Origin of the sequence: Micromonospora sp. NPDC050187 (genome assembly GCF_044459745.1) — a bacterium.
Lineage (GTDB): Bacteria > Actinomycetota > Actinomycetes > Mycobacteriales > Micromonosporaceae > Micromonospora.
In genome coordinates, this window is the sequence record NZ_JBITJH010000006.1 from 220,660 (window position 1) to 235,012 (window position 14,353).

The 14,353-nt window shown below is 72.0% G+C and carries 14 protein-coding genes; 6 read left to right on the top strand and 8 right to left on the bottom strand.

The genetic code is table 11. The annotated features are described in order from the left end of the window. Positions 1-70 precede the first annotated feature (70 nt). The 3 genes from ACIBJE_RS12585 to ACIBJE_RS12595 form a co-directional block, all read right to left on the bottom strand. The gene (locus ACIBJE_RS12585; RefSeq protein WP_396747199.1) at positions 71-499 is read right to left on the bottom strand and encodes a YbaB/EbfC family nucleoid-associated protein; all 429 of its coding nucleotides are present in this window, start codon (positions 497-499) and stop codon (positions 71-73) included. A gap of 48 nt (positions 500-547) precedes the next feature. After that, positions 548-1,183 (bottom strand): WXG100 family type VII secretion target, encoded by a 636-nt coding sequence (locus tag ACIBJE_RS12590; protein WP_396747202.1) that lies wholly within the window; start codon positions 1,181-1,183, stop codon positions 548-550. A gap of 61 nt (positions 1,184-1,244) precedes the next feature. Further along, a complete protein-coding gene (locus ACIBJE_RS12595) occupies positions 1,245-1,550 on the bottom strand; it encodes a hypothetical protein (protein ID WP_396747204.1) in 306 nt (101 codons plus the stop codon). 319 nt (positions 1,551-1,869) lie between these two features. Here ACIBJE_RS12595 and ACIBJE_RS12600 point away from each other — a divergent pair, with 319 nt between their 5' ends. From ACIBJE_RS12600 to ACIBJE_RS12620, 5 genes are all read left to right on the top strand, one after another. Then, complete coding sequence (locus ACIBJE_RS12600; RefSeq protein WP_396747207.1) at positions 1,870-2,178, top strand: WXG100 family type VII secretion target; 309 nt, start codon at positions 1,870-1,872, stop codon at positions 2,176-2,178. Between the two features lie 25 nt (positions 2,179-2,203). Further along, the gene (locus ACIBJE_RS12605; RefSeq protein ID WP_396747210.1) at positions 2,204-2,482 is read left to right on the top strand and encodes a WXG100 family type VII secretion target; all 279 of its coding nucleotides are present in this window, start codon (positions 2,204-2,206) and stop codon (positions 2,480-2,482) included. An 80-nt stretch (positions 2,483-2,562) separates the two neighbouring features. Then, complete coding sequence (gene mycP, locus ACIBJE_RS12610) at positions 2,563-3,996, top strand: type VII secretion-associated serine protease mycosin (protein WP_396747213.1); 1,434 nt, start codon at positions 2,563-2,565, stop codon at positions 3,994-3,996. Between the two features lie 48 nt (positions 3,997-4,044). Then, positions 4,045-4,605, top strand: a complete 561-nt coding sequence (locus ACIBJE_RS12615; protein WP_396747216.1) for a hypothetical protein — start codon at positions 4,045-4,047, stop codon at positions 4,603-4,605. 14 nt (positions 4,606-4,619) lie between these two features. Continuing rightward, complete coding sequence (locus ACIBJE_RS12620; protein ID WP_396747219.1) at positions 4,620-5,897, top strand: WXG100 family type VII secretion target; 1,278 nt, start codon at positions 4,620-4,622, stop codon at positions 5,895-5,897. Between the two features lie 140 nt (positions 5,898-6,037). Here ACIBJE_RS12620 and mycP (ACIBJE_RS12625) read toward each other — a convergent pair whose 3' ends face one another. Next, positions 6,038-7,303, bottom strand: a complete 1,266-nt coding sequence (mycP, locus tag ACIBJE_RS12625; RefSeq protein ID WP_396747222.1) for a type VII secretion-associated serine protease mycosin — start codon at positions 7,301-7,303, stop codon at positions 6,038-6,040. A gap of 133 nt (positions 7,304-7,436) precedes the next feature. Here mycP (ACIBJE_RS12625) and mycP (ACIBJE_RS12630) point away from each other — a divergent pair, with 133 nt between their 5' ends. Next, positions 7,437-8,594, top strand: coding sequence for a type VII secretion-associated serine protease mycosin (mycP, locus tag ACIBJE_RS12630; RefSeq protein ID WP_396747225.1), 1,158 nt, complete (start codon positions 7,437-7,439; stop codon positions 8,592-8,594). A 31-nt stretch (positions 8,595-8,625) separates the two neighbouring features. Here the strand turns inward: mycP (ACIBJE_RS12630) and ACIBJE_RS12635 are convergent, their stop codons facing one another. From ACIBJE_RS12635 to ACIBJE_RS12650, 4 genes are all read right to left on the bottom strand, one after another. After that, entirely contained in the window at positions 8,626-10,134 is a 1,509-nt protein-coding gene (locus ACIBJE_RS12635; RefSeq protein WP_396747228.1) for a hypothetical protein, read from the bottom strand. Positions 10,135-10,300: 166 nt separating this feature from the next. Beyond that, the gene (locus tag ACIBJE_RS12640) at positions 10,301-11,380 is read right to left on the bottom strand and encodes a glycoside hydrolase family 26 protein (protein WP_396747230.1); all 1,080 of its coding nucleotides are present in this window, start codon (positions 11,378-11,380) and stop codon (positions 10,301-10,303) included. After that, entirely contained in the window at positions 11,373-12,698 is a 1,326-nt protein-coding gene (locus tag ACIBJE_RS12645) for a glycosyltransferase family 2 protein (RefSeq protein WP_396747233.1), read from the bottom strand. The genes ACIBJE_RS12640 and ACIBJE_RS12645 overlap by 8 nt, the downstream gene beginning before the upstream one ends. Positions 12,699-12,737: 39 nt before the next feature. Beyond that, positions 12,738-14,297 (bottom strand): glycosyltransferase family 39 protein, encoded by a 1,560-nt coding sequence (locus tag ACIBJE_RS12650; protein WP_396747236.1) that lies wholly within the window; start codon positions 14,295-14,297, stop codon positions 12,738-12,740. Positions 14,298-14,353: the final 56 nt, after the last annotated feature.

Here is a 14,353-nt window from a genome sequence, read left to right on the forward strand (position 1 = left end):
AACGTCAGCCAGACGATGACCCACAACGCGATCAGCAGCAGGTCGCCCACCGCTCCGCCCTCCCCGCTGGTCAGCGCCGGTTGGTGAACCGGCTGGTCTGCACGATCGCGTCGTTGACCGCACGCGACACCGATTCCAGCATGCCGTCCATGTTCTTGCGGATGTCCTGCGCCTCGCCGAGCACGTCACCCAGGTTGGCGGTGCCGAGCGATTCGGACATGGCCTTGGCGACCGCCTCCTGCACACCCCGCTGCGCGCCGTTGAACGCCTCGGTGATCAGCTCGGCGAGGGTGAAGGAGTCCAGCCGCATCGCCCGAGAGTTGATCTCGAGCTGGCGGAGCAGGCCGTCCGCGCCCAGCTCGACGGAGACCATCCCGTCCTCGGTGTCGTACCGGCTGGTGACCTCGGCGAGCATCGTCTCCACCTCGGAGAGCTGCTGCATGCGGCGCTCGCTGTCACGCAGCACGCGCTCGAGGTCCTCCACGTTGGGGGTGTTCATTCTCGGTTCTCCCGTGTCGTCGTCGCGGGCGGAAGGTCACCCGGGCGGTCAGCCGCCGCTGACCTCGAAGGTGCGGGGGGCCTCGTAGTCGATGCGAATCTGCTCGATGTCCGGGGCGGCGGGAATGCTCGCGCTCCGGGAGTTCATGTTGACCCAGCCGTAGACCACGGCGGCCACCAGGGCGGTGGCCGCCGTGGCCAGGCCGCCGAGCAGGAGGGCGACCTTGGTGGAGATCGCGGTCAGCGCCACCCCGATCATCTCGATCGCGACCCGGGCGAACGCGCTCGTGTGCGGGATGAACAGCAGCACCACCAGGCCGATCAGGATCACCAGGGTGGCCCCGGCGAAGGCGATCAACGCCACGAACGCCACCGTGTACGCGTTGGCGACGAGTTCGAGGGTGCCGGCGATGTCGCCGACGGACGTGCGGAACTGCTCGATCTCACCCTTGAAGTTGGTGAACGAGGCGGCGAAGGCGTCCTTGTCGTCGGCGGACCAGTCGTCGCCCGCACCGAGCGCGTTGTCCAGGTGCGTGGCGAAGGTGCCCAGATCGTTGGCGATCTCTTTCCAGGCCGTCGCCGCGTCCGACATGTCCGGCGGGTTCGCCGCCATCGTCCCCACCGCGGCCACCGCGATCAGGGCGGTTTTGGCGATCTTCGCGTTCGCCTCGACCACCGTCTTCACGGCCGCGAAAATCAGGGCATTGCCGAGGCTCACCATTGTTCGGTCCCCGCTTCCAGTCTCGCTACTTGGTCACCACGGTGTTCGCGTTCTCGGCCCTGATCCAGGTGTCCCGCGCCGTGGCCAGCTCGTCGAGGTAGTCCTCGATCGTCTCGCGGATCTCGTTGAGCGCCGTGGTGGCCTTCTCCCGGGTGTCGCCGTACGCCACGGCGAGCGGAGTGCCGACCACCCCGAAGTACGGGAAACCGATCTCGGTGTCGGCGAGCTTCGCCTTGATCGCGTCGATCCCGTTCGGACCGGACAGGGCGTTCCTCCGCAGGTGTTCCCGGATCGCCTCGATCGCTTCGGACGAGATGTGCTTGCTGGTCATCCGGGATCGCTCCTTCGTCGACGTCCTACGGGCGACACGGGCCGAACTGTAGCAAAGACGCTCGTCGGTGCCGTCCCGTGCGACCTGCCCACGGTGGCCGGGCCCCGGCCCGCGAGCCGGATCGACACGGACGGTCCGGGCGCGGTCACCGAGCGACCCACCCGGCTCCCATCCCGTCGTGAACAGCCCATTCCGGGCTACACCCGGTGGACTCCGTGGGTTACGGTCTGGCGGAAGTGTCCGTCGGTGGGGTGTGACCGCTCTGCCGCGGGGGGAGGCGCGGCGCGTCAAGCCGCCACAGAAGACGGAAGGGTGTGACATGGCGTTCGAGGTCGAAGCTGCGACCCTGCATACCGCCGCGAGTGACGTGCGCTCCACGCGCAGCGAGGTCGACGGTGAGCTGAAGAAGCTGTGGAACGTTGTCGACGACCTGGCCATCGCCTGGAAGGGCGGGGCGTCCACGGGTTTCCAGCAGCTCATGCAGCGGTGGAACGAGGACACCAGCAAGCTGCTGACGGCGATGGACAGCATCGCCGACCTGCTCGACAAGTCGGGCACCACGCACCAGGTGAACGACGAAGAGCAGCAGCAGATGCTGGACAAGTTCCACGCTGCCCTGAACCCGTGACCCGGCGACCGCAGAGAGGTACATCGTGACGATCAAGGTTGACTACGCGGTCCTCGAGGCCAGCAACGCGCAGATGCAGACCATCTCGCGGACCATCGACGAGAAGCTGGACACGCTCCGGCAGATGCTCAGCAAGCTCCAGTGGGACGGTGAGGACCGGACCGCGTACGAGCAGCACCAGGCCCAGTGGGACACCGCGGTGCGGGACATCAACAAGATCCTGAACGACATCGGCGGGGCGGTGGGCATCGCCCGCGAGAACTACGTGACCACCGAGATGAGCAACTCGAAGATGTGGCACTGAGACGATCGCCAGCGCGGCTCCGGTCCGGTCTGACCGGCCGGAGCCGCACTGTGTCGAGTGGTCGGCGTCCGGGGAGAACGATGCGTAGGAGAGACGGCTTCCACGCGGGCCGACGGTCCGCGGCGGCCCTGCTGGCCGTACTGGTCGCCACCGGCACCGGCCTGCTGGGCACTCCCGGACCGGCCCGCGCCGAGACCGTCCGCGGATACCAGTGGTATCTGGACACCCTGCGGATCCCCCAGGCGCACAAGCTCAGCAAGGGCAGCGGCGTCACCGTCGCGGTGGTCGACGGCGGAGTGGACGCCTCCCACCCGGACCTGCGCGGTCAGGTCCTGCCGGGACACGGGATCGGCGGCGACGCCGCCACCGACGGTCGCCGGGACGCCAACCGGATCGGACACGGCACGGGCATGGCGGGTCTGATCGCCGGCCGTGGCGGAGGAACCGACCGGCTCCTGGGCATCGCCCCGGCGGCGAAGATCCTGCCGGTGTCCGTCGGAGCGCGCTTCGACCCGGGCGAGTTGACCACAGCGATCCGCTGGGCGGTGGACAACGGGGCGGACGTCGTCAACCTGTCGCTCGGCACCCCCGGTCGACCCGACCGCGCCGAACTCGACGCGATCCGGTACGCCCTGGAGAAGGACGTCGTCGTGGTCGCCTCGGCCGGCAACCGGGAGCAGGGCGACACGGCCGTCACGTCACCGGCCAACATCCCCGGCGTCGTCGCGGTCTCCGGGCTGGCCGAGAAGGGCGGTTCCTTCGCCGGCTCGGTGCGCGGCCCGGAGATCGTGCTGGCCGCTCCGCAGGAACGGATCATCAGCTCCCGCCCGTACGCGGTGTCGAAGAACGGCTACGGCCTGACCAGCGGTACCAGCGACTCCGCCGCGATCGTCTCCGGGGTGGCCGCGCTGGTGCGGTCCCGCTACCCCGACCTCGACGCGGCCAACGTGGTCAACCGGCTGATCCGGACCGCCGACGACGAGGGCCGGTCGGGCCGGGACGACCAGTACGGCTTCGGTGCGGTGAACCCGGTGGCCGCGCTCAGCGGCACGGTGCCGACGGTGCGCGCCAACCCGCTGGTGGCCCAGGCGTCGGCGGCCGACCCGGCGGAGGAACCCGCCGACCAGCGGGCCGAGCAGGGCATCTACGGGTTCAGCGTGACGAACAAGGCCGGTGCGGCCCTCCAGGTCGGCTTCTGCCTGGCGGTGGTCGTCGGCGTGATCGTCCTCATCGTGCTGGCCCGCCGGTCCGCACGACGTCGGCCACCCGCCGGTCCGCCCGCTCCCCCGCCTCCCGGCGGTTGGCCGCCCGCCGGTTCCCCGCCGCCCGGCCCGGCGTGGCACCCACCGACCGGCCAGTACCCGGCACAGCCACCACCCGGCCAGTGGCCGGGACACCCGCCGGCGCCCACCACCCACCCGCGCGCCGCGCCGGTGACCGGAGCGGCCCAGCCGGGCGCCGGTCCGGTGCCACCGGCCCCGGCCGCACCACCCCGCGCCGACACGGACCGGTAGGGTCCGCCGCCGAGCGGGACGACACCACAGCCAACGGGGAGGACACGGATGACTGACAGAACTTCGCAGCCGGATCAGATCGAGGTCGAGACGCCGCGCCTCCCGCTGTCGCCGACCCTTCCGGTCAGCATCAACGGTTTCGGCATGGACAACGTCAATCGCGCCCAGACGCCGTCGGACCTGGTAGCCGGTCCGAACGAGGCCGGCGTCAAGACCGAGTGGGACGCGTCCACGCTGGACGGCGCGATCAGCTGGCTCAGCGCGCACGCCTCCTACCTGCGCCGGCTCTATCACGGCATGGCCGACATCCAGGACCTGATGGGTGGCGCGGGGGCGGCCGCCACCGCCGGCATGCCCTCGGGCGTGAGCGGAGTCCAGAAGAGCCCGCTGGGGGGTTTCACCTGGGCGGGCCGGCTGACCCAGAAGCACTCCAACCTCTACACCGGCACCGAGTCGGGCGTGCTCGACCTGGCCACCCGGCTGGAGGACGCGGTCGAGGTGCTGCAGAAGGTCAAGGAGAACTACCAGACGGCGGAGCGGGCCAACGAGATGACCGCCGAGCAGATCAGACAGATCTTCGCGGACGCCGCCTCCGGCGGCGAGAGCTAGGCGGGAGCGGCCTGATGGGTGTCAGTTGGGAAGAGATGTGCCAGCAGGTCGTCATCGACGGCCGGCCCGGCGACGTGGCCAGTGCCGCCCTCGGGTGGACGGAACTGCTGAAGAACCTGCGCAGCGTCAAGGAGAGCCTGGAGAAGAACGCCACGGATCTGGGGACGGTCTGGAAGGGACCGGCGTACGACGCGTTCAAGACGCACGTCGACGAGATCGCCAAGTCCACCGGACGACTGATCGACGACGCCGAGGAGGGCGACGGGATCGTCCACTCCCTGAACGCCGCCGCGGACCGGCTGAGCGCGGCGCAGGCCGACTTCCCGATCCCGGCCTCGTGCGTCAACGACGTGCTGGAGGCCCGTAACGGGCACCTCACCATCGGCGTCGGCTTCTTCGAGGCGAAGGTGGCCCCGGACTTCCTCGGCCTGCTGGACCCGATCGCCGGGCTGGCCGACTGGCTCAACGACCGGACCGACGAGGCCGCCCAGGTCTACGAACGGGTCAACAACCAGTACCAGGGCCAGGCCAGCACCATGCCGGGCGAGACGAGCGCGCTGCCGACACAGCAGAACCCCAACCTGGAGACCCCGAACCTGGAGACCGGCGGCAGCGGGGGCGGCGCGGGCTCGGTGCCGTCGCTGCCCGGCGGCCCCGGCACCGGCGGGCTGCCCGGCACGACGGATCTCCCGTCGACGACCAACCCCGACCTGCCGTCCACGCCCGACCCGGACCTCGGGCGGGATCCCGGCACCGACCTGCCCGACACCACCACGCCCGGCTTCGACGACACCCCGCCCGGCCTCGACGACGACCAGTACGGATCCGGGCTGGCCAGTGCCGGCCCGACGACCACAACCGGTACCGGAGGTCTGCCCAGCACGTCCGGACTGGGCAGCGGCGGTGGTCTCGGCGGCTCGGGATCGGTTCCCGGCGGCGGTGCGCTCGGCCGTCCCGTCGCGACGATGATGCCGCCGATGATGGGTGGCGGTGCCGCCGGTGCCGGCCGGGGCGGCGGAAAGCTCGGTGCGGGCGGTCGCCTGGGAGCGGGCATGGCGCCCGGCATGCTCGGCGGAGCCGGTGGCGCGGGTGGCCGGGGTGCCGGTGGCAACCGGGGTGCCGGCGCGGCGGCTGCCGGGGCGCGGGGCGCGGTCGGCGGCCGGGGTGGCCTGGTCGGCGCTGGTGCCGGAGCCGGCTACGGGGAGGACGAGACCAGCCGGAGCACCTGGCTCGACGAGGACGAGGACATCTGGGGCGCGGACGGCGACAGCCTGCCGGGCATCCTCCGCTGAGGTGGTAGCAGGGGTCCCCTGTTACCGCTTTTTGCGGAGCAGGGGTCCCCTGCAAACACCCCGGCGGTAGCAGCGGGCGGCAGAGCGGGGCGCGCTCCGGAAGCCACGGGGTGGGCCGGTGGCGTGGGGCCGGTGCGGGATCAGACCGTCGTCGGCGCGGGGCCGGAGTCGTCCGGGGCGTCGAGCCGCCGCCGGCCGGGCCGCCAACCCCGCTGCCGCCCCCGGCGCACGACCGGCCGGGACACCAGCAGGACGATGGCGAGAAGCACGCCGATCGCAGCGGCCCAGATCGCCACGACCCGTTCCCGGCTCCACGGGTCGGGCACGGGCACCGGTTCGGCCATCGCCCCCGCCGGCGGGTCGCTGCGCGTGCCGAGCAGGGTGCTGACCGCCCGGTACGGGTTGACCACTCCGTACCCGACCTGTTCGTTGCGTCCCTCGGGCGGGGCGTCCGCGGTGCGGGTCAACCGGTTGGCGACCTGCGCCGGGCTGAGTTCGGGGTACATCGCGCAGATCAGCGCGGCCACCCCGGAGACGTACGCCGCCGCGAAGCTGGTGCCCCCTTCGGGCTCGGTGAGCCAACCGTCGCCGCCCGGTGCCGGGGCGACGATGTGGTGTCCGGGCGCGGCGATGTCGACGTAGTCGCCGCTGATCGAGGTGCCGACGTGGCCCCCCTGCTCGTCGATGCCGGCGACGGCGATCACCCCGGGGTAGCCGGCCGGATAGGCGGGCTGGTCCCGTTGCTGCTGCTGGTTGCCGGCGGCGGCGACCACCACGACCCGGTTCTCCAGGGCGTACTCGATGGCGGCAGCCAGCTCGGGCCGGGGCAGGGTCTCCAACGAGAGGTTGATGACCTTGGCGTTGTTGTCGACCGCGTACCGGATGGCCTGGGCGATCTGGCCGGGCAGGCTCTCGTCGTTGGTGCGCCGGGTGTCCGGCAGCACGCGGATCGGCAGGATCCGGGCGGCCGGCGCGATGCCGGTGAACGGCGTCCCGGCCTCCGCCCGGCCGGCGATGATGCCCGCCACCATGGTCCCGTGACCGGCCAGGTCGCACTGCCCGTCGCGCTGCGGCAGGCCGCTGAAGTCGCGTCCGGCGCGGACCTGCCCCGCCAGGGCGGGATGGGTGGCCGAGACCCCCGAGTCGATGACGGCGACGATGACACCGCCGCCACGGGTCAACCGCCAGGCGGCCGACGGCTCCAACCGACGCAGCGGCCACGGCGTCGCCGTGGGCGCGGGCTCACCGGAGGGCCCGCACCGCGGCGCGGCACGACCCGGAGCCGGGGGTACGACGAAGGTCGCCAGCAGCGCGACCACGGCACCGCAGAACACCGCCCGCCACCGGGCCGGTCGTCGCGCGGCACCCACCCGGAGCGGGCGGCGGTTCCCGGAACGTCCGTGCACGGGACCCAGGTTACCGAGGTGGCACCCGGTCCGGGCGGCCGGGCGGCCGGGGTACGCGTCGGGACGGGCCCCGCCGGCGACCGTCCGATAGGGTCACCGGCGACCAGGCGTGCCGACCCGTGGGGAGAGACGAATGAGTGCGCGGCTGCCGGCCCTGCGCCGGAGCGTTCTGGCCGTCGCGGCCGGGCTCGCGCTGACCGCCGTCGGGACGCCCGTGCCCGCCGTGGCCGCGGTGCCGCCGCTGGATCGGCAGTGGCACCTGGAGGCGCTGCGGGTCACCGAGGCGCACCGGATCTCCACCGGGGAGGGCGTCATCGTCGCGGTGGTCGACACCGGGGTGTACGCGGAGCACCCCGACCTGGCCGGCCGGATCCTCGACGGCCGGCGCCTGATCGGCCGGGACGACAGGGGCAAGGTCGACGAGCGCAACCACGGAACCGGGGTGGCCGGGCTGATCGCCGCCCGGGGCGGCGGCAGCGGTCGCGCCCTGGGCATCGCCCCGGGGGCGAGGATCCTGCCGGTGACCGTCGCGACGAACACCTTCGCCGGCAGCAACCTGCCGGAGGGCATCCGGTACGCGGTCGACCACGGCGCGAAGGTCGTCAACATCTCCAACGGCGGCCCCACGACCAGCCCCGCCCTCGACGAGGCGGTGCGGTACGCGCAGTCGAAGGACGTCGTGGTGGTCGCCGCGGCGGGCAACGCCGAGCAGGGTGACGCCGGGGTGCTCTATCCGGCGCGACTGCCCGGGGTGATCGCGGTGGGCGCGACCGACCGGGACGGCGAGCCGTGGTCGGGCGGGACCCGGGGCGAGCAGATCGCCGTCACCGCCCCCGGGGTGGACGTCTCGACCACCGCCGGCCGGTGGTCGGACCTGACCGAGGGCGGCTACGTCACGGTGGACGGCACGAGCGCGGCGGCACCGCTGGTGGCCGGGGCGGCGGCGCTGATCCGGGCCCGCTACCCCGAGGCGAGCGCGGCGGACGTGGTCAACCGGCTGGTCTCCACCGCCCGGGACGCCGGACCACCCGGCCGGGACGACCGGTACGGCTTCGGTCGGCTCGACCTGGTCCGGGCGCTGACCGCCGAAGTGCCCCCGGTCGACGCGAATCCGCTGGGCGCGGTTCCGGCGACCGAGGAGACGGAGGAGGCGGAGGCGGACGGGACCGGCGGCGTCGCCCTCGGTCCGCTCGTCCCGGTCGTGATCGGGCTGCTGGTCGTGGCGGCCCTGGTGGTGCTGGTCGTGGTGCTGCTGGTCGTCCGGCGGGCCAACCGCCCGGCGGGCCGGTAGGCGAACGGCCCGACCGGACGGAACGACGCGGTCAGTCCACCGGGGTGAGCACGAGCAGGGACATCGCGTTCGGCGTCAGGTCGAAGGTGACACCGACCGTGTCGGCCGGGTCCAGGGTGTACCGCTCCACTCTCTGGAGCGACGACGTCGCCGGGTCGTGCGTGTAATTGCTGGTCACCGCGTCCACCAGGTACCGCTCGACCCGGATGCGCCGGTCGGCGAACTCCGCCGGCAGGTTGCCGACGTTGATGGTGACGCCGTGCGTGACCCGGTTCGTCCACTGGTAGTTGGTGGCGAGCACGGCCACCCCGGACGCGTCCCGGGTCGCCAGGGCGTTGACGCCGAGACCGGCCGGGGTGAGCGCGTCCGAACCGGCGGGAACCCGGACCTTCTTCAGCATCCGCTGCATCCGGACCAGGTTGTAGTACGGGTACACCGCGCCGTCCGTACCGTCGACGAACATCGACTTCCGGTCGTTGCTGCTGTGGTCGAACACCCAGTGCATCGGCATGTCCGTGCCGCCCTCGACGTAGAAGTAGCCGAGGGCGGCCATGGCCGCCGCGTGGGTGAGCAGGTCCTCGGCGAACGAGGGGCCGGCGTTGCCGCCCGGGAAGACGCCGTACTCGGTGACGAACGTCGGGATCCTCTCGTCCAGGCCCCGCTCACGTAGCCAGCGCTGGACGGCGCCCTTCTCGCCGGCGACGGCAGCCACGTCGTCGCGCCGTTGGTACTGGTGGTACGAGATGAAGTCGAGCCGCTTGGTCGGGTCGGTGTCGTCCCGGTAGAGGTCGAGGAACTCCCGGAGGTACTTCTCGTTGAACGTGTGCGTGACCGGCCCGCCGACGCGCAGCGGGTGCTCCGGCCGCAGTTCGGCGTTCACCTCGTTGACGATCCGGTAACCGAGGCGGTACCAGTCGTAGTACTCGGCCGCCGGCATCGCCCGGGGCTCGTCCGGCCGGGTCTTCCAGGGGCGGTCCGGTTCGTTGAAGATCTCCACGTAGCGCAGGCCCGGGTAGCGCTGCTTGTAGTGCCGGATGCCGTTCTTCAGCACGTCCCGGCACCGCTGCGGTTCGGCCGTGGTCATCAGCTCCTGCCGGCACTGGTCGACGTTCAGCATCATCACACCCGAGTAGCCGCTCACCTGGTCCAGATAGCCGTACATGGTGCCGCCGCCGCCCTGCGGGGCGACCGGGTCGTAGTCGTACCGGTCGGTGGCCGGGTCGTGGTAGGCGGCGGGTGCCGACCAGACCCGGGTCAGGGTCGGCCGCAGGTCCTCCACGAGCCGGAGGTCCCCCGGTCCCAGCAGCGTGGACGGACCGGCCTGGTTGTGGTAGAAGGCCGGGTTGTTGAGCGGACCTCGGGTCGCCCCGGCGTCCACCGTGACCAGCGCCGTCGTCCCGTGCGTCGGGGCCGTGCCAGCGCCCCGGCCGTCAGGTTCGTCCGGGGTGTCGGAGTGTTCCCGCAGGGCCACCACCGCGGTCAGCAGGCTCACCACGATCATGAAACCGGCCAGCAGGCCGAGCCGGATCGGCATCCGCACCCCGGCACCTCCTCTCAGTCTCGACCGTTGCCACCTCGGGCGGTGCCGGTCGGCGTGCGCCCCTTCCACGACGCCCGGCCCGCGACGTCAGCCGACGCCCAGCCCGGCGGCGACGCCCACCGCAGCCGACGTCCAGCCCGGTGGCGACGTTCACCGCAGCCGACGCTCAGCCCGGCGGCGGCGCCAACCGCAGCCGGGCGAGGCCGGTCCGGAACGCCTCGACCGCGTCGGGTCGGGTGGTGAAGCGCCAGTCGCCGCTGCCGCCGTCCACCCGGTCGTACTCGAACCAGATGAACCCGACGACGTCCGTCCGGCGGCTCAGCCAGACGAACAGGTCGCGGATGAAGGGCAACCGGTACGCCTCCGGCCGGCTGCCCGTCTCGGTGATCAGCAGCGGCCGGTCGGTGAACGCGCGAAGCCGGCGCAGGGTCGGCTGGAACAGTTGGGTGGCGGTCCGCTCGCCGGTCGAGTAACCCACCAGCCCGATCCAGTCGACGTACCGGTCCCCCGGGTAGAGCGCACTCAGGCTGATCTTCGGCACCGGCCGGATGATGTTCGGACTCCAGATCCAGATGACGTTGGTCGCGCCGACCCGGGCGAAGACGTCGTGCACGTGCCGCCACGCCTTCACGTACTCCCCCGACCGGTTGCCGGAGCGCTGTTCCGACCACGGGTACCAGGAGCCGTTCATCTCGTGCGCGAAGCGCAGCCCGATCGGCCACCGATGGTCCCGGACGGCGGTCGCGAAACGCACCAGATACTCGTCGTGTTCCCCGGCGACGATCCGTCGCAGCGCGTACGCCGGCTGGTCGAGGCCGGCCCCGCTGCCGCTCCACGGCTCCCAGGAGATCACCGGGACGCCGCCGTTGCCGTACGCCGCGTCGACGCTCTCCGGCCGGAACTCCTCGGTCCACTTCACGAAGTACTGGAGCAGGGTGGGTCGTGCCCCGGCCTTCGCGGCGATGTCGTCGATCTCCGGCTGTGACCAGGGCACATGCGGCGCGCTCAGGCCGAACCGGTGGCCACGCGCGGACAGGATGTCCTTCTTCGCGGGGATCCGGGTACGGCTGCCGGACGCGCCCTCGCCGGGCACCGCCGACGGGGGCGGGCCGGCCGGCGGCGCGGACGTGGGCGGGGCCCCGGAGGCGCTGTGCACCACCCAGGCGCTGAGCAGGAGCAGCACCACGGTGTTGACCGCCATCCAGAGGTGGAACTGCCGAGGCCGTCGCCGGGTGTGTTCAGACACCGAGCAGCACCGACGCCACGAGCATCGCTCCCCCCAGCAGGTAGGGCACCAGGACGAGCGGGTTGCGCCGCTTCTCGCCCTGGAAGCCGCCGGCCCGGGTGCCCCACCCGGCGTTGTGTGCCATCCGGAAGAACCCGACCACCCGGACCGGCATGAGCACGAACGTGTTGATCATCATGAACGCCGGCAGGTAGAGCAGGTCCCGGGGCCGGAAGGCGAAGTGCCGGGCGAACCGGATCATCAACGACAGGGCGGTCATCGCCGCGCTGAGTGCCAGGATCGCCCCGATGAGCCGCCAGCCGATCAGGTTGCCCGGCAGCCGCAGCTCGTCGTAGATGGTGACCGTCTCCCCGACCAGCACCGAGAACGCCCAGGAGAAGTACGAACCGACCAGCACGAAGGGCACCACGATGTCGGCGACGTAGAAGGTGGCGAGCACCGGGGTCCGGCGGACCATCCAGCCGAGCATCCGCAGGGTGTTGTACTGCGAGCCCCGGGCCCAGCGGTACTGCTGCTTGACCAGTTTCCGCAGTTGCAGGGGCGCGTCGGTGTAGACCAGCGAGGTCGACTGGTAGACCGTCCGGAAGCCGGCCTGCAACGTGTAGTTGGTCAGCGTCCGGTCGTCGCTGACCTCGAGGAACACCCCGAGGAACTTCTCGCTGAGGAACCGGTCCATGGTGCGGACCAGGATGAACCGGCGGAAGGCGATGGTCCGGCCCGGCAGGCAGCCCACGGTGCCGAGCACGCTCATCGCCGGCATCGAGTACTCGTTGCGGACGTTCTCCAGCCAGTCCGCCCACCGGGTCAGCACGGTGCGCTCCGGGTTGAGGATCCGCTGCCGGGTGGTGACCCCGCCGACCCGGGGGTCGCGGAACGGTTTGATCAGCTCGGACAGGGTGTGCCGGGTCCAGATGGTGTCCGAGTCGACGAGCACGGCGATGTCGCCGGTCGCCATGCCCACCCCCACCTGGAGGGCGTTGCGTTTGCCGGCGATCTCCGTCCACGCCCAGCGCACCCCGACCTCGGCGCAGACCTTCTCCAGCATGGTGTTCCGGGGGCCGTTGATGACCACGATGACCTCGGTGGGACGCTGCTCCAGGATGCGGGCCAGCACGGACCGGAACAGCTCCTCCGTCTCGTCCACCACGGGGATGATGACCGAGGTCGTCGTCTGGTACGGCGTCTTCCAGGGCCGGTACGAGGACGACAGCACCACCCGTACCAGCCAGAGCGCCCAGATCATCATCATGAACAGGGCGAAGAGATACAGCTGTCCCTTGCTCAGCCAGGAGTTCACCTGGAGCAGGAACGCCAGCATGTCAGTTCTCCCCGAACTCGACGACGGATCGACCGGTGGTCAACGCACCGGTTGCTGTTCGCTGCCCACCTGCCGCCGCAGCAGCAGCGCCACGGTGAAGCCGGTGGGTCGGAACACCTGGTCGATGTCGTACTGGCTGCGCAGCACCGGCTCCTTGACGTCCCCGAGGCCGCGCAGCGGGTCGTCCAGCCGGCCGGTCCGGACCACCCACACCCGCTCGGGCTTCCCGAAGCAGCGGGCGACCTCGGCACACTCGCGGCCGGTGAACGAGCCCCCGGTGCGGGGCGGCTGAGCCAACAGCACGTCCCGGGGCGGGCTCCCGGCGCGGGTGTACCGGGTGACCGCGTCCCGGGCCACCCACTGCTCGCCGCCGATGTTGCCGCCGTAGAGCACGGTGTCCTCCGGGCGGCCCTGCTCCAGCAGGAGGGTGCCCAGGTCCCGGCTGGCCTGGGTGTGCCCGTCGGTCTTCCGCAGGCCGATCTGCGTCGGCAGTCCGACCAGGGCCACCACGACCACCACCGCCAGGCCGCGCAGCACCGGTGCCCGGCTGAGCGCGGTCGCCGCCAGCAGCGCGAAGGCGGGCAGCACGAAGAGGAGGTACCGGGGCAGCCAGAGCGGGGTGACCTGGCTGACCGCGTAGAGCGCGAGCACCGGGACGAACGCCCACGCGGTGTAGACCACCGCCGGCCGGCGCAGCGACATCCCGACCAGCGCCAGGGCCAGGACCACCCCGCCCAGCAGGGCGTCGCCGGTCAGCCCGCCGGGCAGGTCGGCCACCCGGTCGAGGGTCGCCTCCGGAATCCAGGCCACCTGCGCCCGCTGGGACCGGGCCAGGTGCAGCACCGGCAGCGCGGGCAGCGTCCCGACCAGCGCGGCGACCAGCCAGGCCCAGCCCGCCCGGGGCCGCATCAGCAGGACCACCAGCGCGTGCCCGGCGAGCAGCAGCAGCCCGACGACCTGGGCGAGTCCGAGCAGAGCCACCGCGCCGGCGTACGGTACCCACCGTCGGCCGCCGGGCCGGTCGATCGCCCGGACCAGCAGCCAGGTGGCGAGCACCGCGGCGAAGATCGCGAGCCCGTACGGACGGGCCTCCTGGGCATACCGGGAGGTGCTCGGCAGCACTGCGAAGATCAGGCCGGCGGTCAGCCCGACCCGGGGGCTGGCCAGCCGGGTGCCGAGTGATCCGACCAGGCCGGCCGCCCCGGCCATGGCCAGCATCGACGGCAGCCGCAGGGTCAGTTCCGAGTCGCCGAGCAGGCCGGTCACCAGGTGCATGAGCGCGTAGTAGGGACCGTTGACCGCGTCGAAGTTCCGCAGGACGGACCACAGGTCGCCCCACGACGCCCGCGCCATGCCCCAGGTGGCGAGTTCGTCACCCCACAGCGCCGGCCACGTGACCCGGGCCAGTCCGAGGACGGCCATCAACAGGGTCGGAACGATCCAGGCCAGCCTGGCGAGGGAGCGTCCGCCACGGTCGCCGGGATCGTCCGGCTCCGTCGCCGCACCCTCGTTCCACCCGTCGATCGGCCGAAACTCCGTGGGAGTCTCCGCCATCCGCACACGCGGAATGATCAGGGTACGGTCTCTGTCGTCAGCCATGGCGCTTTCCGAGGAGGGGCTCGGGCCAGCGCCAGGGTACTCGACCGGTGTCACGC